The 19,454-nt window shown below is 71.5% G+C and carries 18 protein-coding genes; 7 read left to right on the forward strand and 11 right to left on the reverse strand.

Going from position 1 to position 19,454, the window contains the following annotated elements:
• Window positions 1–5: 5 nt before the first annotated feature.
• Window positions 6–884 (forward strand): 1,4-dihydroxy-2-naphthoyl-CoA synthase, encoded by an 879-nt coding sequence (locus AW270_RS30240; RefSeq protein ID WP_061299532.1) that lies wholly within the window; start codon window positions 6–8, stop codon window positions 882–884.
• Window positions 872–2,521 (forward strand): 2-succinyl-5-enolpyruvyl-6-hydroxy-3-cyclohexene-1-carboxylic-acid synthase, encoded by a 1,650-nt coding sequence (gene menD / locus AW270_RS30245; protein ID WP_061299533.1) that lies wholly within the window; start codon window positions 872–874, stop codon window positions 2,519–2,521. Before AW270_RS30240 ends, menD begins: the two co-directional genes overlap by 13 nt.
• Here the strand turns inward: menD and AW270_RS30250 are convergent.
• The 7 genes from AW270_RS30250 to AW270_RS30280 form a co-directional block, all read right to left on the reverse strand.
• On the reverse strand, window positions 2,491–3,075 hold the full coding sequence (locus AW270_RS30250; RefSeq protein WP_061299534.1) for a GTP-binding protein: 585 nt from the start codon (window positions 3,073–3,075) through the stop codon (window positions 2,491–2,493). The genes menD and AW270_RS30250 overlap by 31 nt on opposite strands.
• Window positions 3,056–3,415: a DUF742 domain-containing protein gene (locus AW270_RS30255; protein WP_061299535.1), complete on the reverse strand. Its 360-nt coding sequence runs from the start codon at window positions 3,413–3,415 to the stop codon at window positions 3,056–3,058. Before AW270_RS30255 ends, AW270_RS30250 begins: the two co-directional genes overlap by 20 nt.
• Window positions 3,412–3,825, reverse strand: a complete 414-nt coding sequence (locus tag AW270_RS30260; RefSeq protein WP_061299536.1) for a roadblock/LC7 domain-containing protein — start codon at window positions 3,823–3,825, stop codon at window positions 3,412–3,414. Before AW270_RS30260 ends, AW270_RS30255 begins: the two co-directional genes overlap by 4 nt.
• A complete protein-coding gene (locus AW270_RS30265) occupies window positions 3,822–6,071 on the reverse strand; it encodes a sensor histidine kinase (protein WP_061299537.1) in 2,250 nt (749 codons plus the stop codon). Before AW270_RS30265 ends, AW270_RS30260 begins: the two co-directional genes overlap by 4 nt.
• A gap of 139 nt (window positions 6,072–6,210) precedes the next feature.
• Complete coding sequence (locus AW270_RS30270) at window positions 6,211–7,707, reverse strand: prenyltransferase/squalene oxidase repeat-containing protein (protein WP_245674921.1); 1,497 nt, start codon at window positions 7,705–7,707, stop codon at window positions 6,211–6,213.
• The gene (locus AW270_RS30275) at window positions 7,704–8,498 is read right to left on the reverse strand and encodes a terpene synthase family protein (protein ID WP_061299539.1); all 795 of its coding nucleotides are present in this window, start codon (window positions 8,496–8,498) and stop codon (window positions 7,704–7,706) included. The genes AW270_RS30270 and AW270_RS30275 overlap by 4 nt, the downstream gene beginning before the upstream one ends.
• Window positions 8,495–9,847, reverse strand: a complete 1,353-nt coding sequence (locus tag AW270_RS30280; RefSeq protein ID WP_061299540.1) for a cytochrome P450 — start codon at window positions 9,845–9,847, stop codon at window positions 8,495–8,497. The genes AW270_RS30275 and AW270_RS30280 overlap by 4 nt, the downstream gene beginning before the upstream one ends.
• Window positions 9,848–10,259: 412 nt before the next feature.
• Between AW270_RS30280 and AW270_RS30285 the strand changes: the two genes are divergently transcribed.
• The 3 genes from AW270_RS30285 to AW270_RS30295 all read left to right on the forward strand — a co-directional run bounded on the left by AW270_RS30285 (window position 10,260) and on the right by AW270_RS30295 (window position 14,858).
• Complete coding sequence (locus AW270_RS30285) at window positions 10,260–12,446, forward strand: glycoside hydrolase family 5 protein (protein WP_157522830.1); 2,187 nt, start codon at window positions 10,260–10,262, stop codon at window positions 12,444–12,446.
• 236 nt (window positions 12,447–12,682) lie between these two features.
• Complete coding sequence (locus AW270_RS30290; protein ID WP_061299542.1) at window positions 12,683–13,648, forward strand: ketopantoate reductase family protein; 966 nt, start codon at window positions 12,683–12,685, stop codon at window positions 13,646–13,648.
• A gap of 85 nt (window positions 13,649–13,733) precedes the next feature.
• Window positions 13,734–14,858: a cellulose binding domain-containing protein gene (locus AW270_RS30295; protein ID WP_245674922.1), complete on the forward strand. Its 1,125-nt coding sequence runs from the start codon at window positions 13,734–13,736 to the stop codon at window positions 14,856–14,858.
• Between the two features lie 152 nt (window positions 14,859–15,010).
• Here AW270_RS30295 and AW270_RS30300 read toward each other — a convergent pair whose 3' ends face one another.
• Window positions 15,011–15,841 (reverse strand): alpha/beta fold hydrolase, encoded by an 831-nt coding sequence (locus AW270_RS30300; protein WP_061299543.1) that lies wholly within the window; start codon window positions 15,839–15,841, stop codon window positions 15,011–15,013.
• Window positions 15,842–15,923: 82 nt separating this feature from the next.
• On the opposite strand from AW270_RS30300, the gene AW270_RS30305 reads away from it, so the two are divergent.
• Complete coding sequence (locus AW270_RS30305) at window positions 15,924–16,820, forward strand: TetR/AcrR family transcriptional regulator C-terminal domain-containing protein (protein ID WP_061299544.1); 897 nt, start codon at window positions 15,924–15,926, stop codon at window positions 16,818–16,820.
• Here the strand turns inward: AW270_RS30305 and AW270_RS30310 are convergent.
• On the reverse strand, window positions 16,817–17,485 hold the full coding sequence (locus AW270_RS30310; RefSeq protein WP_061299545.1) for a response regulator: 669 nt from the start codon (window positions 17,483–17,485) through the stop codon (window positions 16,817–16,819). The two genes, AW270_RS30305 and AW270_RS30310, sit on opposite strands and share 4 nt — an antisense overlap.
• A gap of 73 nt (window positions 17,486–17,558) precedes the next feature.
• On the opposite strand from AW270_RS30310, the gene AW270_RS30315 reads away from it, so the two are divergent.
• Window positions 17,559–17,765, forward strand: a complete 207-nt coding sequence (locus tag AW270_RS30315; protein WP_061299546.1) for an EF-hand domain-containing protein — start codon at window positions 17,559–17,561, stop codon at window positions 17,763–17,765.
• A gap of 184 nt (window positions 17,766–17,949) precedes the next feature.
• Here AW270_RS30315 and AW270_RS30320 read toward each other — a convergent pair whose 3' ends face one another.
• Together AW270_RS30320 and AW270_RS30325 are read right to left on the reverse strand one after the other, a co-directional pair.
• Window positions 17,950–18,330 carry a hypothetical protein gene (locus tag AW270_RS30320; RefSeq protein WP_061299547.1) on the reverse strand — a complete coding sequence of 127 codons (381 nt, stop codon included), beginning with the start codon at window positions 18,328–18,330 and terminating at the stop codon, window positions 17,950–17,952.
• Window positions 18,331–18,343: 13 nt separating this feature from the next.
• Window positions 18,344–19,441: an NAD(P)/FAD-dependent oxidoreductase gene (locus AW270_RS30325; protein ID WP_061299548.1), complete on the reverse strand. Its 1,098-nt coding sequence runs from the start codon at window positions 19,439–19,441 to the stop codon at window positions 18,344–18,346.
• Window positions 19,442–19,454: the final 13 nt, after the last annotated feature.

Consider the following 19,454-nt stretch of genomic DNA (forward strand, 5'->3'; position numbering starts at 1 on the left):
ACAGCATGGTTTCTGAACTGTTCGACGAGAAGGCGTGGCGCCCTGTCGAGGGCTTCGACTTCGCCGACATCACCTACCACCGGGCGGTTGATCAGGGCACGGTTCGGATCGCCTTCAACCGTCCCGAAGTGCGCAACGCCTTCCGCCCGCAGACGGTCGACGAGCTCTACCGGGCCTTCGACCACGCCCGCCAGCAGGTCGACGTGGGCTGCGTGCTGCTGACCGGCAACGGCCCCTCGCCCCGCGACGGCGGCTGGGCGTTCTGCTCCGGCGGCGACCAGCGCATCCGGGGCAAGGACGGCTACCAGTACGCCGACGGCACCCCGGCCACCGGCCGCCTCCACATCCTGGAGGTGCAGCGGCAGATCCGCTTCATGGGCAAGGTCGTCATCTGCGTGGTGCCGGGCTGGGCGGCGGGCGGCGGCCACAGCCTCCACGTGGTGGCCGACCTGACGCTCGCCAGCCGTGAACACGCCAGGTTCAAGCAGACCGACGCCGACGTCGCCAGCTTCGACGGCGGTTTCGGCAGCGCCTACCTGGCCCGCCAGGTGGGCCAGAAGTTCGCCCGCGAGATCTTCTTCCTGGGCGACACCTACAGCGCCGACGACGCCCACCGCATGGGCATGGTCAACGCGGTCGTGCCCCACGAGGAGCTGGAGGTCGTCGCGCTGGAGTGGGCCCGCAAGATCAACGGCAAGAGCCCGACCGCGCAGCGGATGCTCAAATACTCGTTCAACCTGATCGACGACGGACTGGTGGGCCAGCAGGTGTTCGCGGGGGAGGCGACGCGGCTGGCGTACATGACCGACGAGGCGGCCGAAGGCCGCGACTCCTTCCTGGAGAAACGCTCACCCGATTGGAGCCCGTTCCCATGGCACTTCTGAGCGGGAACGGCTCGACGGCGCTGGCCGGGGTGGTCGTCGACGAACTGGCCCGCTGCGGGCTGGCCGAGGTCGTCGTCTCCCCCGGCTCACGGTCCACCGCCCTCGCGCTGGCCTTCCACAACAGCGACGACATCCGGCTCCACGTGCGGGTCGACGAGCGCTCGGCGGCGTTCCTGGCGCTGGGCCTGGCCCGGCGGTCGGGCCGCCCGGTGGCTCTGGTCTGCACGTCCGGCACCGCCGCCGCCAACTACCTGCCCGCCGTGGTCGAGGCCGCCGAGTCGGGCGTCCCGCTGCTGCTGCTGACGGCCGACCGGCCGCCGGAGCTGCGGGCGACCGGTGCCAACCAGACGGTCGACCAGATCAAGCTCTACGGCGGCCACGTGCGCTGGTTCTGCGAGATGGGCGCGGCCGAGCCCGGCCAGATGCCCTACTGGCGGACCACGATCGACCGGGCCTGGGCGGCCATGCTCCACCCCGACCCGGGGCCGGTCCACCTCAACCTCGCCTTCCGCGACCCGCTCATCCCGTCGGGCGACGCCGACAAGCTGCTGGAGGGCCGGGCCGACCGCCAGCCGTGGACGGCCATGGTCCCGCCCGCGCTCACGGGCGATCCGGTGGAGCTGCCGCAAGAGGAGCGCGGGGTCATCCTGCTCGGCGACGGCGCGGAGGACGACGACTGGGAGGGCCTGGCCGAGGCGACCGGCTGGCCGATCCTGGCCGAGCCGACCAGCGGTTTCCGGCGCGGCCCGGCGGCGATCTCGACCTACCGCAGCCTGCTCGGCGACCCGGCGTTCGCGCGGGTTTTCCGCCCCGGCCTGGTCGTGACGTCGGGCCGGGTGGGCCTGTCGCGGGCGGCGCTGGCCTACATCCGGTCGGCCGAACGCCACGTCGTGGTGTCGCGGCAGGGCCGCCACCCCGACCCGACGCGGACCGCCTCGGCCGTGGTCCCGTCGGTCCGGGCCGGTGCGCCGATCGGCCCGACCGACTGGACGGCCACCTGGCACGAGGCCGAGAAACGCGCCCGCGACGCCATCGACCTGCTGCTCGACACGATCCCGGTGAGCGAGCCCCGGCTGGCCCGCGACCTGGTGGCGGCGCTGCCGTCCAACGCGCTGCTGTTCGCCGGGTCGAGCATGCCGATCCGCGACCTCGACCTGGCCATGCGGCCGCGCGACGGGATCAGGATCCTGGCCAACCGGGGCGCCTCGGGCATCGACGGCCTGGTGTCGTCGGCGATCGGCGCGGCGCTGGCCCACGACGGCCCGTCGTACGCCCTGCTCGGCGACCTGTCCCTGATCCACGACCAGAACGGCCTGGTCATGGGCCCGATGGAGCCCCGGCCCGACCTGACGATCATGGTGATCAACAACGACGGCGGCGGCATCTTCTCGACCCTGGAACCGGCCGGCCGCCCGGAGTTCGAGCGCCTGTTCGGCACGCCCCACGGCGTCAGCGCCCGCGACGTCGCCGCGATGGCCCAGGTGCCCTACGCCCGGGTCAACGCCGTCAGCGAGCTGCAGCCGTCCACCGGCCTGTGGGTCGTCGAGACGGTCACCGAACGCGACGAGCAGGCGGCCGTGCGGCGGCGGCTCCAGGAGGCGGTGTCTCAGACGCTGGCGACCGGGCGCTTGCTGTAGGCGTGCTGCACGAGGGTGATCAGCACCTCCTTGCCGGAGGCGCGGCGGCGCGCGTCGCACAGCAGCACCGGGATGTCCGGTGGCAGGCTGAGCGCCAGCTTCACCTCGGCCAGGTCGTAGACCGGGGCGCCCTCGAAGCAGTTCACCGCGACCACGAACGGCGTGCCGCGCCGCTCGAAGTAGTCGACCGACGGGAAGCAGTCGGACAGACGCCGGGTGTCGGCCAGCACGACGGCGCCCAGGGCGCCCTTGGCCAGCTCGTCCCAGACGAACCAGAACCGCTCCTGGCCGGGGGTGCCGAACAGGTAGAGCACGTAGTCGTCGCCGACGCTGATCCGGCCGAAGTCCATCGCCACCGTGGTGGTCGTCTTCTTCTCGACGCCGGACAGGTCGTCGACGCCGACGCTGCGGTCGGTCAGCACCTCCTCGGTGCGCAGCGGCCGGATCTCCGACACCGCGCCGACCATCGTCGTCTTGCCCACCCCGAAGCCGCCCGCGATCAGCAGCTTCACCGGGGTGGGCAGGTGAGGCTTGTCAGAGGGCACGGAGGCCATCGAGCACCGCCCTGTACATTCGCTCGTCGAGGACGTCCACCTCGGGCTGCGGATCCTGGACCGCCACGAAACCGGCGTCGAGCAGGTCGCCGAGCAGCACCCGGACCGTGCCCGCGGGCAGGTCGAGGGTGGCCGCGATCTCGGCGACCGACAGCGGGCGGACGCACATCTTCACGATCGCCACGTGTTCGGGGTCGAGCCCGACCTCCAGGCCGGTCGGCTGCCTGACGGCCACCGCCAGGGAGATCAGGTCGAGGTTCGCGCGGGCCTCGGTTCGGCCGCGCGAGATGACATAGGGACGGACGACCTGCTCGTCGTAGAGTTGCTCGTCAGGGTTCACGGGTCGCTCCTGACCGAAGAAGACGCCACGGACCGTGCGGGAGACGTCAGGTACTGCCCGACGCGGACCACGAGCATCGCCATCTCGTAGGCGACCAGGCCGACGTCGGCGTCCTCCTCGCAGAGCACGGCGAGGCAGGCGCCCTTGCCGGCGACCGTCACCAGCAGGTAGGCCGACCGCATCTCGATGATGGTCTGCCGGACGGCGCCGCCCTCGAACCGTTCGCTCACGCCGCGCGCCAGCGACTGCACCCCGGCGGCGACCGCCGACAGGTGCTCGGCGCTGGCCATCTCCAGGTCGCGTGAGCTCGCCAGCAGCAGCCCGTCGGAGGACAGCACGATGCCGTGCCGCACCTCCCTGACGTTGCTGACCAGGTCGTCGAGGAGCCAGGCGAGGTCGGCCGCGGTCACCGATCGTCCCCTTCGTTCTGTTGGAGTTCGCGGGCCGCGGTCCGGCCGCGCCGGGTGCCCGACTGGAACGAGCCCATGATGCGCATGATCTCTTCGGGCGACCGTTCGTCGTCGTCTTCTTCGAGTTCGGCGTAGTCGTCGGCCGCGTCGCGCAGCGGCGCGGCGATGTTCGCCTGGGGGACGCGGAAGGGCAGACCTGAGGGGGTGAACTCGGTCACTGTGGCCTCCGGGACGCGCGGAGCGACAGGGGTGTCCTGCACGGGCTCAGGGCGGCGCTGGGTCAGCTGCGCCGCCGGCGCGGCGAGCATGGTGACCTCGGCGAGCCTCTGGGGCGCCTCGGGCAGCAGCTCAGCCGGGGGGATCTCGGCGGGCCGGTCGTCGACGACCAGATCGCGCGGCAGCAGCACGACGGCGGTCGTGCCGCCGTAGGGGGAGCTCTTGAGCGAGACCCTGATGCCGTGGCGTTCGGCCAGGCGGCTGACCACGTAGAGGCCGAGCCGGGCGGTGCTCGAGAGGTTGAACTCCGGCGGGTTGAGGATGCGGGCGTTGGCCTCGTCGAGGTCCTCCTGGGACATGCCCAGGCCCCGGTCCTCGATCTCGATGGCGTAGCCGCTGGCGACCGGGTGGCCGCCGACCTGCACGACCGTGTAGGGCGGCGAGAACGACACGGCGTTCTCGATCACCTCGGCGAGCAGGTGGATGACGTCGCCGACGGCCCGTCCGGTCAGGTCGACCTGGCCCATCGGCATGATCGTCACGCGGGTGTAGTCCTCGACCTCGGCGAGCGCGCCGCGCACCACGTCGACCATCGGGACGGACCGGCGCCAGGCGCGGGCCGGGGTCGCGCCGGAGAGCACGATGAGGTTCTCGGCGTTGCGGCGCATGCGGGTGGCGAGGTGGTCGACCCGGAACAGGTCCTTGAGCTCCTCGGCGTTGGTCTCGCGGCGCTCCATGACGTCGAGCAGGGTGAGCTGGCGGTGCACGAGCGACTGGGTGCGCCGGGCCAGGCTGAGCAGGATGTCGCGGATCGACTGCCGGAGCTCGGCCTCCTCGACGGCGGTCCGGATCGCGGTCTCCTGGACGGCGTTGAACGCCTGGCCCACCTGGCCGATGACGTCGTCGCCGAACTCCAGCGGCGGCGCCTCCTTGGCGACGTCGACCTTCTCGCCGTGGGCGAGCCGCTCGACCACGCCGGGCAGCCGCTCTTCGGCCAGTTCGAGGGCGGCCTCGCGGAGCTTCTCCAGCTGCGCGACCAGCCGCCGCGCGGTGGTGATCGACAGCACGATGGACGCGATGACGGCCACCAGGCCGAGACCGCCGGCCAGCGCCAGCCGCACGAACACGCCCATCGCGACCGGGGTGGCCCGCTCGACCACCCGGTCGCCGCCGGCGACGACCTCGTCCATCATCTGGCCGAGCGCGACGGAGGTGGTCTGCTGCCACTGGGCCGCCGTGACGGGCGGCACCTCCAGCGTCCGGCCGCGTTCCATCACGGCGTTCTCGGTCTGGCGGAGCCGGGTGAACGCGTCGCCGTCGAGCAGGGCGTCGAAGTGGCCCCGGTCGGCGGGCTGCAATTCGGCGACCTGCTCGCCGGTGTGAAAACGCTGGGCGCCGACGATCTGCACGAATTTGGCGTGTTCACCGGCACTGAAACGGCCGGCCGCAATTGCTCCGGCGAGGAGCGCGTCTTCCTGTGAGAGAACTTCGCGGGCGCGCTGGAGGCTGATGAGAGTGCGGGCGTCCTTCGCGATTTGGTCGTCGTCGAGCGTCGCGACGGAGAAATAGGTGCGGAAGATGGCGTCGAGCACCTTGGTGTAGGCCTCGGCCGCCTCGTCGCGGTTGATCTTGCCCTGGTCGATCGACTGACGAACTCCGGCCAGCCCGCCCAGCAGGCCGAACAGCTCGTCGAGGCGCTTGCGCGTGTCGGGGCTGGCGGCGAAGGCGACGTCGTCGCCCCTGGCCAGGGTCTCGAAGTGGGCTCTGGTCTGGTCGGTCCGGACGCGGATCCGGGCCAGGTCGGCCTGCGGCCGGCGGATGGCGAGCTGGACGACCGACGCGCGCCGTTCGTCCTGGAGGGCCAGCATGAGCGGGTCGCTGGGCTCGGCGACACCCTGGTCGAAGGTGTTCACGAAAAGGAGGTTGACGCCTTCCCGAAGGGTGACCCAGGCCGCGAACCCCCAAAGAGCCGCGAGGGACAGGAGGAGCGCCACCACCTTGGTCCGCACTCGGGAATTGCGTAAGCGCATATCAACCACCTTGGGCGTTTCCCGGCGATTTCCAACGGTTCACCGCTTAGCGGGATTACCGGGGCGCAAGCCGCAAGCGCCCCGGGGAACCTTAGCAATGCCGGGAAACACACTCAACTCACGTGTCTCATTTATGTGCTCATATCTGAAGGTAGGCCGCCGCATTCTGTCGTGTAAGATGACGCGCTGCGATCATGGCCGCCCGGACGATCGAAACAGGCAGGTACAGGTCCTTGTCATGCCACAGCGGCGGCCATTCCGAGACGTCGTCCTCTTCGGACAGGAAAACGTGCCCGCGGGCCGCCGCCTCGCGGTGACGGGCGTCGCCGGCCAGCAGGAGCGTCTGCAGGGCGTAGGCCGTCTCCTCCTGAGTGCCGGCCCACCTGCCCCACGACCCGTCCTCCCGCTGACTGGCGAGGATCCAGGTCAGCGCCCTCTCGACCGGGAGCCGGGCGGCCGGGCCGCCGTACTCGTGCAGGGCGAGGGCGGCGCAGGCGGTGGCGTAGAAGGGGCTGGCGTGCCAGCGGTCGGTCCAGGAGCCGTCGGGGAGTTGCCTCTCGGTGAGCCAGGTGACCACCTTGTCCATCCGGGGGCGATAGCGGACGGCGTCCGGCACGAGGGTCAGGTAACGGCCGAGCGCGTCGAGGACGTGGGCGTTCGTGCTGGTGGAGGCGCCTTCTTCGCCTTGCCAGGTGCAGAAGTGGGTGTCGAGCTCGTAGGCGAGCAGGCACTCGGGGTCGTACGGGACGCCGAGCAGCCCCAAGGCGTAGAGGGCCACCGACGTGGTGTCGCAGTCGGGCGGCAGACCCGGTCCGGCCGGGGTGCCCACCGGACCGAGACTGGCCACCAGGTCGGCCGCCATCTCGGCCGGCGGGTCGACGGGGACACCCGCCCTGACCAGTGTGCTCAACACCCAGCCGCGCTCGAAGACGGTGATCGGCAGGCCCACCGGCACCGGCCCGCCGAACCTGCGGGCCACCGCCTCCAGGTGCAGGCGGGCCGGGTTGCCGGGCTCCAGGAGCCCCCGGTCCCCCAGGTAGGCCGCGGTCGCGGCGGGAGAAGCGCCGACCGTGCCAATAGAAGAAACTCCTGTTTGCGCAAAAGACGCGGAATCCCCAGCTATTTCCAAGGCATGGAGCAATTTCTGTGGAACTTGCGCGCCGGATTTCATCCGGACGCGAATTCTTTCGATCGGGGCGGTGCTCATGCCGGGCGGGAGGGGCAGGGCCGACGGGCCGAGACGATCGTTGATCAGGCTGATCAGGTACGGCACGATCAGCTCGATCGCCGGCATGTCGGGCAGCGGCCGCCACGGCTCGGCGGCCAGCAGGCGCGCCAGCGCGGCCACGCCCCGGTGGGCGGCGGCCTCCGGATCGCCCCGGCGCGGGGCCGGATCTCCCCGGTCGAGCGCGGACAGCAGGCCCTCGGTCGCGGACAGGGTCGGCACCAGGTCGTAGCCGTCGGGCAGGCCCCAGCCGCCGTCGGGCCGCTGCCGGGCGCACAGGTAGTCGAGGCGTTCGGTGTGCCCGGCCAGCCAGGGGGCCAGGGTGACCAGGCGGCCGGTCTCGTAGACCGACGGCGACACGTCGCCCCACGGCTTGGCCATCAGATCGCCGACCAGGTCGTCGGCGCTCACAGGCTTCCCCAGTAGTCGGCGACGCCGTAGAAGCCGGAGCTGTAGCCGATCTGGCGGCCCAGATATCCGGCCTGGGGGCCGTCGCCGATGAGCTCGCGCGCGCTGCCGACCAGGACGCGGATGTGGGCGCGGATCTCGTCGGGGGTCGGGCCGAGCATCAGGGCGTTGAGGTCGCCCCAGGTCACGTCCCGGTGGTGGGTGGCCAGGTCGTTGAGCAGGCGCAGCACCTTCTGCACCTCGTCGCTGGCCGGGATCAGCGCGGGCACCCCGGTGACGCCGCCGGCGATCCAGTGGGCGACGTTGACCAGCGTCGATCCGAAGTTGGCGGCGTTGTCGAGATAGGCGGCGAAGGTGGGCAGCTCGTCGCCGGTCTTCCAGGCGAACTCCTGGCGCATGGCGTGCAGCGTCCGGGCGAGCTCGGCCTCGAAGAGGCCGCTGCCGTCGGCGACCTCGGCGCGGATCTCACCCAGGAAGGCGGTCAGCGGGCTCTCCTCCTCGCCTTCGAGGCACTCCTCCACGATCGCGTCGACCTCGGAGAGCTTCTCGGCGCGGTGGTCGACCAGCCAGTCGACCGCGAAGATCCAGAGCGACAGCCGGTTGGCCACCCGCAGATCGGCCACGCTGGCGTCGGGCGAGCCGAAGGCGTTGGCCAGCGAGACGGCGGTGAACAGGGTCGCGTCGAACGGCTGGGCCGGGAAGAGCCCGGGATGGGCGGCGGCGCAGGCGGTCAGGTCGCGCGCGGAGGCCGCCGCCAGGCCGCTCACCCGGCCGGCGCTGTGGGCGTCGATCACTTCTTCACCGGGCGCAGGATCATCTCGATCTTCTTGCGGCTGCGCAGCGTGCCGGCCGGCTGCACCGGGAACGGCCCCTCGGTCACCAGCTCGGGCCGGAACCGCTTGAGCAGCCCGGCGATCAGCAGCGGCGCCTCGATGTAGAACAGGTGCTGCCCGAGGCACTGGTGCGGGCCCGCTCCGAACGGCAGGTAGACGTAGCGGCTGCGGCGCTGCTCGGTGTGCGGGTCGAACCGCTCGGGCCGGAAGGCCAGCGGGTCGGGCCAGAAGTCGTCCAGGCGGTGGGTGACATAGGGGCTGATGAGCACCTGCGACCCGGCCCTGATGGTGACCCCGCCGATCTCGCGGGTCCGCACGACCATGCGCGGCATCGCCCATCCGGACGGGTAGAGGCGGAGCATCTCGCGCAGCACCATGGTCAGGTAGCGCAGCTTCGGCAGGGTCCGGGCGTCGACCGGGCCGTCGCCGGTGACCTCGTCGATCTCGGCGTAGAGCTTCGCGGCCACCTCGGGGTGGTCGTGCAGGATCGGCCACAGCCAGGTGAGCGCGACCGCGGTGGTCTCGGCGGCGGCGCCGTAGATGCTGGCCAGGTCGTCTCTCAGCTTGACGTCGGTGAGCTCGCGACCCTCGCCGTCGCGGGCTCGGACCAGCGCCGAGATGATGTCGGGCCCGTCGCTCTTCTCCGTGCGGGCCTGCCGGATCAGCGGGTAGATCACGTCGTCGATGACCTGCCGGGCGCCCATGAACTTCCGGTCGCCGGGCAGCGGCACCCGGTCGGGCACGAACGGCAGCGCGATCCGGAAGCCGAAGGAGGTGTTCGCGGTGGCGTACGCGGGCCCGAGGACCTCGGCGTCGCGCGGGGAGATCCGGTCGCCGAACAGCACCGAGATGACCGCGCGGGTGACGATGCGGTTCATCTCCTCCATCGCGTCGATCGTCACGCCGGGGGTGAGTTCGTCGAGGCCCTCGTCGATCGTCGCCGCCATGTCGGCGGTGAGCGAGGAGACGTACCGGGAGGTGAAGAGCGGCTGGAGGACCTTGCGGCTGTCGGCCCAGCCGGGCCCCTCGCCGATCACGCTGTCGCCGAGCAGCCGCTCGATGGGCTTCCAGAACATGCCCTTGCGCAGGTAGCTCGTCCAGTCGCCGCGCAGCGCCTGCTGGAGGTGGTCGGGGTGGCTCAGCAGATAGGGCCGGAACGGCCCGACGTCCAGCCGGACGATCTCACCCCGGGCCTCTCGTGCCACCTCGGCCAGGCCCTCCAGGGGCGCTCGGACGACCATCGGCAGCAGCCGGCGCAACGGCAGGTTGCGCTGGGGCCGGGCGGGTCTCGCGGATGTCTCGACGGACATTTCTTGGTGCTCCCCACAGGTATGGATACGCGCAGCGCAAACAGCGCTCACGGCGGATGAGCGCTTGAATGGTCCAAGAGAGTCGTGCGGTGGATGACATTCCGTGGAGTGTCGGATACCTCCATTTCACTGGCAATATGTCGTACCTGTGATGCTTTGCCATCTCTACTGCACCACCGGCGCAGTATCACATGATCAAATGACGATGATCAATATTGCAGGGTAGTGACACCTTTGTGGGCACCTGACCGAAATACATGGATCGGTCCCAATTGCCGGATTTGAGATACCAAAATGGGAATCTGACCCGCCGGAACACCTCTAGTCGAGAGGCCTGTGGGGCTGGTTGGATCACGGGGTGCCCCGTCACGTCCCTGTGATGTCCGGCGTGACGTCCCGCGTGTCGTCCGCCATGAGATCCGCTGTGGACCCCGCCGCCCTCCGCGCCGCCGGTGCCGGATCTGCCCTGCTCACGGCGCTGCTCCTGGCCCTGAACGCGGCCGACCCCACCGGCCTGCTGGCCCCCGGTCCCGTCGAGGGCGGGCTGACCGTCACCGCCTTCCTCGGCGCCTCCTACCTGCTGCGGCGGGGTTTCCTCGCGACGTGGGGCCTGGTCGTGCTGGCCGCCGTCGCGGGGCGCTTCGTTGGGACCGTTCCGCAGGGCGAGGGGCCGCTGACCACCGCGTGGGCGACCGGGTTCACCGGGGTCTACCTGGGCTTTCTCTGCTGGCCCGCCGCGATCCCGGCTTGGATCGTGACACGCCGGGCCCGCCCCGCGCGGGGACGGCCGGTGCCGGAGTTCACGCTGATGGCGGCGTTCGCGGCGATCGGCGGGCTGCTCGTGCTCGGGCACTCGTGGTGGACGCACTCCCCCGTCGGCTACGCCTTCGGCGGCGGCTGGTGGTTCTTCGCGCCGACCCCCGACGCCGGGGTCGTCGGCGGGGTCATGGGGCTCGTGGTCTTCCTCGCCGTCGTCCACCTCGCCTCGGCCCGGCTGGCGGCGGGCCCGGGGCGGTTCGTCGGGTGCTGGCTCGCGTGCGTCTGCGGCGGGCTGTTCCTGGGCTTCGCCCAGACGGTCACGGCCCTTTTCGCGTACGGCCCCGCCGACGCCCTGACCACCGACCTGTGGCCGCTGTTCTCCCTGGTCATCAGGATGGCGGTGGGCGTCTCCTACGGCGCGGTGATCGGCCTGTTCGCGGCCACGGCCACCGTCCTGCTGCCCGGCCGGAAGAGGGTGGTGCCCGCGCTGGCCCTGGCGATGGCGCTGTCACCGGAGGCCACCGCCCTGGCCGGTCCGGCGATCAGCGACGCCCACGGCCGCCAGATCCTCTTACGCGGCGTCGGGGTGAACCAGCTCGTCGACTACTGGAGCGGCGACTCCACCAAGGAGACCGTACGCCCCCTGACCGAGGCCGACTTCGGGCAGATGGCCGCGATGGGCTTCTCGGTGGTCCGCCTGGCCGTCTCCTGGTCGCTGCTCGAACCCGTCCCCGGCACGCTCGACGCCGGCTACGTCGCCCGCATCCGCCGCGCGGTCGACCAGGCCGCCGCCCACGACATGGTCACCGTCATCGACCTGCACCAGGACGCCTGGGGCCGGGGCGTCGTCGCCCCGATGGGCACCACCTGCCCGATCGGCACCACCCCGCTGACCGGCGGGGACGGCGCGCCCGGCTGGGCCACCCCGTTCGACGGCAGCAGGCGCTGCGCGTTCCTGCGCAGGGAGCTGGCCCCGGTGGTCAGCCGGGCCTTCACCGACTTCTACGCCGACCGCGACGGCGTCCAGTCGCGGCTGGTCGCGACCTGGGGACGGCTGGCCCGCGAGTTCGCCACCTCGACCGCGGTCGCCGGGTTCGAGCTCTTGAACGACCCCAGTCTCGGCGAGACCCCGCCGCTGACCTCCTCGGCCGCCCTCGGCCGTTTCTACGCCCGCGCCGTCGCGTCCATCCGGGCCGCCGAACGGGCGGCGGGCGGCCACCGCCACCTGATCTTCTTCGAGCCGGCCGACCTGTGGTCGCCCTGGCCCGGCTTCGCCCGCGATCCCGCCCTGGTGCTGACCGTCAAGACAGACAACCTGCCGATCGACCCGGCCCGCGCGGTCGCCCTCGCCGCCCGGATGGCCGAGCGCTACGGCACCCCGCTGTGGACCAACGCGTGGGGCGAGGGGCGGCTGGAGGCGTACGCGAAAGCGGAGGACGACGCCCTGATCGGCGGCGCGTTCTGGGTGTGGAAGCGGGCCTGCGGCGACCCCGAGCTGTTCGGCGCCGGCGCGGCGACCGCCGGGAACCTGATGGTCGTCGACTGCGCGACCGGCGCGGAGATCGCCCCGTCACCCTCCGTGACCAAGGTGGTGAGCAGGGCCTACCCGAGGGCGGTGCCGGGCCGCCTCGCCTCGGTGTCGTCGGACCCGGAGCGTCGCCACCTGCGGCTGACCGGAACCGGGGGAACCGGACGGTGCGATCTCGACGTGTGGGCGCCGGGCGCGGCCCGCCCGGCGGTGACGTCGTCGGGGATCTCCGGCGTGAGGTTCCGTGAAGTGCCCGGCGGCTGGCGGATCTCCGGCTGCCCGGCGGGCGATTTCACGCTGGAACTGCGGTGATACGCCCGGATCAGGCGGTCGCGGTGATCAGCCAGGCGAGGCCCAGCAGGATGACGACCGGGATCAGCCAGACGACGACCTCGATCGCGAACTCCTTGTACATGAGCCTTCCTTTCCTTGAGGTCCGCAGTTTTCGATCCGCAGCATATTGGGTGACCCGAAATCCGCAGTAGTCAGCGTTCCGCCGTCACGGTGACGGAACTCTCCGTGACGGCGAAGCCGGGCAGAATCGGCGCATGCGCTACATCATCATCGGAGCCGGCGGCATCGGGGGCACCATCGGCGCCCGCCTCTTCCGGTCCGGCCACGACGTCGTCGTATCCGCCCGAGGGTCTCATCTCGCCGCGCTCCGCTCAACCGGACTGCGTTTCGTGACGCCGAACGGCTCGGAAACTCTGCCGATCCCCGCCGTGGGCGGCCCTGCCGACCTGGAGCTGCGCGAGGGCGACGTGCTGATCGTCGCCACCAAGACGCAGGACACGACCGCGGCGCTGGAGGCGTGGGCGCCCCACGCCGACGGCCTGCCGGTGGTGTGCGCCCAGAACGCCGTCGAGAACGAACGCCTGGCCCTGCGCCTGTTCTCCGACGTCTACGGGATGCTGGTCTGGATGCCCGCCCTCCACCTGGAGCCCGGCACGATCGTCGCCTACGGCACCCCGAAGTCCGGCATGCTCCCCCTCGGACGTTATCCACAGGGTGTGGACAAACTGGCCGAGACGATCGCCGCCGACCTCGACCGCAGCGGCTTCGCCTCGTGGGCCGACCCCGCGATCATGCGCTGGAAGTACGGCAAACTCCTCGGCAACCTCGGCAACGCCGTCGAGGCGCTGGCCGGCCCGGGTCCCGCCGGTCGCGACCTCGCCCGGCGCGCCCGCGAGGAGGGCCTCGCGGCGCTGACCGCCGCCGGCGTCGACGTGACCACCCCGGCGGAGGAGCGCGACCGGCGAGGCGACCTGGTCGAGCACGGCGAGATCGCGGGCGTCCCCCGGCCGGGCGGCTCGTCGTGGCAGAGCCTGGCCAAGGGCAGCGGCACGATCGAGGCCGACTACCTCAACGGTGAGATCGTCCTGCTCGGCCGGCTGCACGGCGTCCCGACCCCGGTGAACGCCGTGCTCCAGCGTGAGGCCAACCGGGCCGCGCGGGAGCGGCGGGCCCCCGGATCGATCGATGCGGCCGCGCTGACTGAACTGGTTCAGTCATGAAACGTACATAGGTCAGCGCAGGTCAGAGCGTCGGGCCAGACGGGATTCTTGGGCCGCAGGCGAACCGGTTCTTAGCATCCGGCCCGTGAAGACGTCGAAGATGAGCGCCCTCGTGGCGGCTCTGGTGCTGCTCGCCGCGTTCCTCGTCACGCGGCCCGCCGAGGCGGCCACGGTGCGGATCATGCCGCTGGGCGACTCGATCACCGGCTCTCCCGGCTGCTGGCGCGCCCTGCTGTGGCAGCGCCTCCAGCAGACCGGCCACACCGACGTCGACATGGTCGGCACACTCGGCCCGCAGGGCTGCGGGTTCGCCTACGACGGCGAGAACGAGGGCCACGGCGGCTTCCTCGTGACCAACGTCGCGGCCCAGAACCAGCTCGTCGGCTGGCTGAACGCGACCAGCCCCGACATCGTGATGATGCACTTCGGCACCAACGACGTCTGGAGCAACCGCCCCACCCAGCAGATCCTCGACGCCTACTCGACCCTGGTCACCCAGATGCGGGCCAAGAACCCCGCCATGAAGATCCTGGTCGCCAAGATCATCCCGATGAACCCGCCGACGTGCGGCGAGTGCGCGGCCAGGACCGTCGCCCTCAACAACGCGATCCCGGCCTGGGCGGCGGCCCGCACGACGGCCCAGTCCCCGATCGTCGTCGTCGACCAGTGGACCGGCTTCAGCACCGCGACCGACACCTACGACGGCGTCCACCCGAACGCGTCGGGCGACCAGAAGATGTCCAACGCCTGGTACCCGGCCCTCACCGCCGCCATCAACGGCACCACCCCCTCCCCGTCGCCCACCCCCTCCCCGTCGCCCAGCCCCTCACCGTCGCCCTCTCCCTCGCCTTCGCCCAGCCCGTCGCCGTCGCCGAGCCCCTCCCCCAGCCCGTCGCCCTCACCCCAGCCGGGTGGCTGCACCGCGGCCTACAAGCCAGGCACCCAGTGGGGCGGCGGGTTCCAGGCCGAGGTGGTCGTCACGGCCGGGAGCGCGGCGATCAGCGCGTGGACGGTCCGCTGGACCTTCGCGAACGGCCAGCAGATCACCCAGCTCTGGAACGGCTCCCACACCCAGTCGGGCGGCCAGGTGACGGTGCGGAACGCCGTCTACAACGGCAACCTGGCGGCAGGCGCCGCCACCACCTTCGGCTTCCTCGCCTCGTGGAACGGCGCCAACCCCGCTCCCACCCTCGCCTGCACCTCTGGGTGACCCGAGACTCGGCCGATCGCACCACCTGACCTAGGCGGTCGGCCGAACCACGCGAGGCCGGCCTGACAGCGGCCCCGCGAACCTTGGAGCCGTGGCCACCCCAGGCCACGGCTCCAAGGCGTTCCCGGCCTCGCGATGACGCCCAGCCTCGCTCACTCCTCGGCAGGTGCGTCTGTCCGGATGTGTGCCGCGAAGAACCCCATGACCGCGTCGGTCAGTTCGGCCGGCTTCTTCTCCGGGGCGAAGTGGTCGAGCCCCGGGAAGGTCGCCGTCTCGGCGCGGGGGATCGTCTCCGCCAGCCGGGGCAGGGCGGCGGTCTGCGCGCTCTGGCCATGCATGATCAGGACCGGGGCCTCGACGGTGCGGTAGTCGGCCAGATGCGGGTCGAGCCTCCCCACCTCGGCGTGTTCGCCGATCGTCTGGGGCATGAGGGCCAGCTTCCGCGCCCTCTCCGCACGGGGCATCGCGAACCGCAGGATCACCGTGAGGAGCCACCGGGGTACCCGTCCCGTCTGCTCGGGGTTGACGCCTCGGATGAAGGTCAGAAACGCCGCCTCGTTCCTCCCTTCGGCCACCTCGCGCCGGGCGCGCTCGATCCAGCCGACCGGGATCGACCCTCCGGCCGACACCCCCGGCTCGTAGACGGCGACCGCGTCGTAGGCGGGGTTCCCGCACGCCGCCCGCAGCGCCACCAGCCCGCCGAAGCTGTGCCCGAAGATCAGCCGCGCCCCCGTCCTCGCCCGCACCGCCTCGACGTCCTCACACTCGCGCGCGATGCCGTAGCGGCCGCCCTGCGGTCCGCTGCGCCCACGGCCGCGCCGCTGCACGACGTGCACGGTGTGCCGCCCCGCCAGGAGCGCGGCGAAGGCGGCGAAGTCGTCCGCCACGGCGAGCGCGCCGGGGACGACGATGACGTGGGGCCCGTGTCCCACGGTCAGATATTCGATCGGCGTGCCATCCGCCGACGTCACCAGTTCAGTCATGCATACAACGTACGCACAACCATCCCGATACGGTCATACAGCTAGTACAGTACGTCGACCGCACTAGTACACCTGGAGTCCGATGACCGACCGGCCGCTCTACCTGCGCATCGCCGACGAGATCGCCGCGGACATCCGCTCCGGACGGCTGCCGGAAGGCCGGCCCGCCCCGTCGACCCGGCAGATCGTCCGGGATCGGGGCGTCGCTATGGCCACCGCGACCAAAGTGATCGGCACCCTCCGCGACCAGGGCCTGGTCGAGACCGTCCCCGGCCGCGGCACCGTCGTGCGGCGGCGCGGCGCCGCTCCACGCCCGTCACGGTCGAGGCTGTCGGCCGCCGAGATCGTCGAGGCCGCGGTCGAGATCGCCGACGCCGAGGGACTGGCGCTGGTGACGATGCGGAGGGTGGCCGTCTCGCTGGGGGCGTCCACGATGGCGCTCTACCGCCATGTCCCCAACCGCAATGACCTCACCCTCCGCATGGCCGACCACGTCTTCACCGGAGCGCGGCTCCCCGACATCCGTCTGGCGGACTGGCGTCGCCGCCTGGAGGTGGCGGCCCGGCTGTTCTGGGCGGTCTTCTCCCGCCATCCCTGGGCCGCCGAGATCTTCTCGCTGAGCCGCCCCCAGCTCCTGCCCAACGTGCTGCCGATCGCCGAGTGGTCGTTCGCCACGCTGCACGCGATGGGGTTCTCCGCCCACGACATGCTGTGCACCCATATCAACCTGTTCGGCCAGGTCCGCGGCATGGCCCTGGTCCGCCTGGCGGAGGCGCGCGCCGAGGAGGACACGGGGATGTCGGCCGACGACTGGATGCGCGTCCGGGGCGGCGACCTGGGCCGCTGGGCGAGCGATCATCCGGGCGTGGGCCATGTCGTGCAAGAGGAGTTCGACTTCGACCTCGACACGATCTTCGAGTTCGGCCTCCAGCGCCTCCTCGACGGCGTGGCGGCCCATCACCGCGCGCTCGGGCTCTAGGGCTGGAAGCGGTAGCCCATCCCCGGTTCGGTCACCAGGTGGATCGGGTGGGCCGGGTCGCTCTCCAGCTTCCTGCGGAGCTGGGCGAAGTACTGCCGCAGGTAGTGGGTCTCCTTGAGATAGGCGGGGCCCCAGACCTCGGTCAGGAGCTGGCGCTGCGAGATGAGTTTGCCCGGGTTTCGGACCAGGATCTCCAGCAGGTGCCACTCGGTGGGCGTGAGCCGCACACCGCCGCTGATGGTCTTGTCGGACAGGTCGACCACGTGATCGCCGATCTTCACCGTCACCGGTTCGCCGCCGGAGGAGGCGGTGCGGCGGGTGACCGCGCGGATGCGGGCCAGGAGTTCGTCGATGCCGAAGGGCTTGGTGACGTAGTCGTCGGCGCCGGCGTCGAGCGCGCCGACCTTGTCGGTGCTGCCCGCCCGGCCGGAGAGCACGATGATCGGCACCTTGGTCCAGCCGCGCAGCCCGTGGATGACCTCCACCCCGTCGAGGTCGGGCAGGCCCAGGTCGAGCACGACCAGGTCCGGGTGCCAGTCGGCGGCCAGGCGCAGCGCGGCGGCGCCGTCGGGAGCCACGGCGACGTCGTATTCGCGGGCCGCCAGGTTGATCCGCAGCGCGCGCAGCAGCTGAGGCTCATCGTCGACAACGAGGATCCGCGTCATGAATGCGAGGCTACGCCGGTCTTGGGCAGAGATATCCCGCTAGGGTGCTGATCGCGTATCTGAGGAGGAATTCATGAGCGAATACGCTCCCACCTTCGCCCTCGTCGACGCCGACGGGGACGGCCTCATCTCGGCCGAAGAGCTGACCCGCCTGGCGGATCTGCTCGGCCAGCCGCTCGGTGAGGCGGGCGCCGCCGCGGTGATCGCCAAGGTCGACGGCGACGGCGACGGCCGGATCAACCTGACCGAGTTCGGCAACTGGCTGGAGTCGTCCCGCTAGACGATCCACGGCCGGGGTGCGCTCCCCTTTCCGTCACGGCCATCTTCCCGTCACGGCGGCACCCCGGCCCGATCTTCTTTCTTCTCCGTCACGGCTCCGCCCACCCCGGCCCCGACCGCCGTCTCCGGTCCTCTCCGTAACCGGCGCTGACCACCCGCTCCCGGCCGCGCCCCGTCACGGCCGGCTATCGGCGGTCGAGAACCTCTCCTGTGAACGGGTCGATCTCGATCGCGGCCTCGGGGTCGACTGCGCAGCCCTGGCCGGTGCACTCCTGGTCTTCCTCGCGGTAGCCCTGGGGGAACGGCGACGTCTCGTCGCCGAACTCGCCCGCGTCCCCGATGGGACAGCCGCCTTCGCAGGTCAGGTCGACCGAGGGGGCCTCCACGGGAGTCGCGCCCTCCAGCCCTCCCGGGACCCCTCCGGACATCCCTGAGACCGGGGCCGCCGAGGTCGTCAGGACGGCGGCTGCCGCGAGGGCCATCACGATCTTGCCGAGCGCCGAGGCCTTTCCGGCGAGCGTGCCGCCTTCGACCTCGATCTCCTCGGCTGTCCCGAATTCACCCATGCGGGGCAGTAGATCACGTCTCCCCGCTGGTCCGCAGGCCGCGCACGCTGTCCCTCGAGTGGAGCCCGAACCGCGGATCGACGGCCGTCTCCCCGGCCAGGACCGAGGTCAGGTAGGTCGCCAGGGCCGGGGCGTGCTTGAAGCCGTGGCCGCTGTCGCCGCCCAGCACCCAGACGCCCTCCTCGATCTCGGTGATGACCCATTCGGCGTCGGGGGTGACGGCGTACTGGCAGACCTGGGTGAGGCCCAGCGGCGTCCCGGCCAGCGAGGGGAAGCGCCGGGCCAGGTAGTCGCGGGCCCGGCGTTCGCTGGAGGCGAGGATCCCGTCGCGCGGGGACTCGGGGTCGAACCCGGGTTCCCCCTCGACGTCGCTGGTGATCTTCATGCCGTGGCCGCCGATGTCGCCGTGGCCGTAGGCGGAGGAGCTGTAGTCGCAGAACGCGGGCACGCCGGTCCAGCCGGCCGCGAAGTGGGTGGTGTCCTGGCGGGTGACCTCGATGGGCAGGCCCTCGAAGAGGCCGGGCAGCCACGCCCCGCAGGCCCAGACGACCTGGTCGCCGGTGAGGATCTCGCCGTCGACCAGCACGTTGCGGCCGTCGGGGACGGCGGTCCCGGTGATCAGGGTGACCCCGGCGTCCCGGGCCAGACCTGTGGTCACCTCGGTCGCCCGCCGGGCCCGGACCACGCCGGCCTCGGGCTCATAGAGGACCGTGGCCAGGTCGTCGTGGCGCATCTCGGGGTAGAACATGGCGGCTTCGGCGGGGTCGAGCAGCGTACAGGGGATGTCGAGGTCTTTGAGGACCTCGGCGCTGCGGACCTCCCAGCCGTCGGGCTCCCGGCCGAACCACATCACGCCCTGCGGGAGGAAGATCTCCTCGCCGACGCGCTCGTTGAGGGCCAGCCAGTCGCGGGTCGCCTGCCAGGCCATCCGGGCGTAGAACTCCGAGGTCCCGTGGGCCGACCGGACCAGGCGGGTCTCCCCGGCGCTGGCGCGGCGCGGGTCGGCTCCGGCCAGGCGTTCGACGAGGGTCACCCGGCGGCCCGACTCGGCGAGGCGGAGGGCCAGCGACGCGCCCCAGATGCCGGCGCCCACCACAATCACGTTCTGCACCGTCCCATAATCG

Source organism: Herbidospora cretacea, from assembly GCF_001570605.1.
Lineage (GTDB): Bacteria > Actinomycetota > Actinomycetes > Streptosporangiales > Streptosporangiaceae > Herbidospora > Herbidospora cretacea.

Bases quoted from the DNA above. Each gene is read 5' to 3' on its own strand.
- AW270_RS30240 (WP_061299532.1), top strand. From the start codon at position 6: ATGGTTTCTGAACTGTTCGACGAGAAGGCGTGGCGCCCTGTCGAGGGC.
- menD (WP_061299533.1), top strand. From the start codon at position 872: ATGGCACTTCTGAGCGGGAACGGCTCGACGGCGCTGGCCGGGGTGGTC.
- AW270_RS30250 (WP_061299534.1), bottom strand. From the start codon at position 3,075: ATGGCCTCCGTGCCCTCTGACAAGCCTCACCTGCCCACCCCGGTGAAG.
- AW270_RS30265 (WP_061299537.1), bottom strand. From the start codon at position 6,071: ATGCGCTTACGCAATTCCCGAGTGCGGACCAAGGTGGTGGCGCTCCTC.
- AW270_RS30280 (WP_061299540.1), bottom strand. From the start codon at position 9,847: ATGTCCGTCGAGACATCCGCGAGACCCGCCCGGCCCCAGCGCAACCTG.
- AW270_RS30285 (WP_157522830.1), top strand. From the start codon at position 10,260: ATGAGATCCGCTGTGGACCCCGCCGCCCTCCGCGCCGCCGGTGCCGGA.
- AW270_RS30290 (WP_061299542.1), top strand. From the start codon at position 12,683: ATGCGCTACATCATCATCGGAGCCGGCGGCATCGGGGGCACCATCGGC.
- AW270_RS30300 (WP_061299543.1), bottom strand. From the start codon at position 15,841: ATGACTGAACTGGTGACGTCGGCGGATGGCACGCCGATCGAATATCTG.
- AW270_RS30305 (WP_061299544.1), top strand. From the start codon at position 15,924: ATGACCGACCGGCCGCTCTACCTGCGCATCGCCGACGAGATCGCCGCG.
- AW270_RS30310 (WP_061299545.1), bottom strand. From the start codon at position 17,485: ATGACGCGGATCCTCGTTGTCGACGATGAGCCTCAGCTGCTGCGCGCG.
- AW270_RS30315 (WP_061299546.1), top strand. From the start codon at position 17,559: ATGAGCGAATACGCTCCCACCTTCGCCCTCGTCGACGCCGACGGGGAC.
- AW270_RS30320 (WP_061299547.1), bottom strand. From the start codon at position 18,330: ATGGGTGAATTCGGGACAGCCGAGGAGATCGAGGTCGAAGGCGGCACG.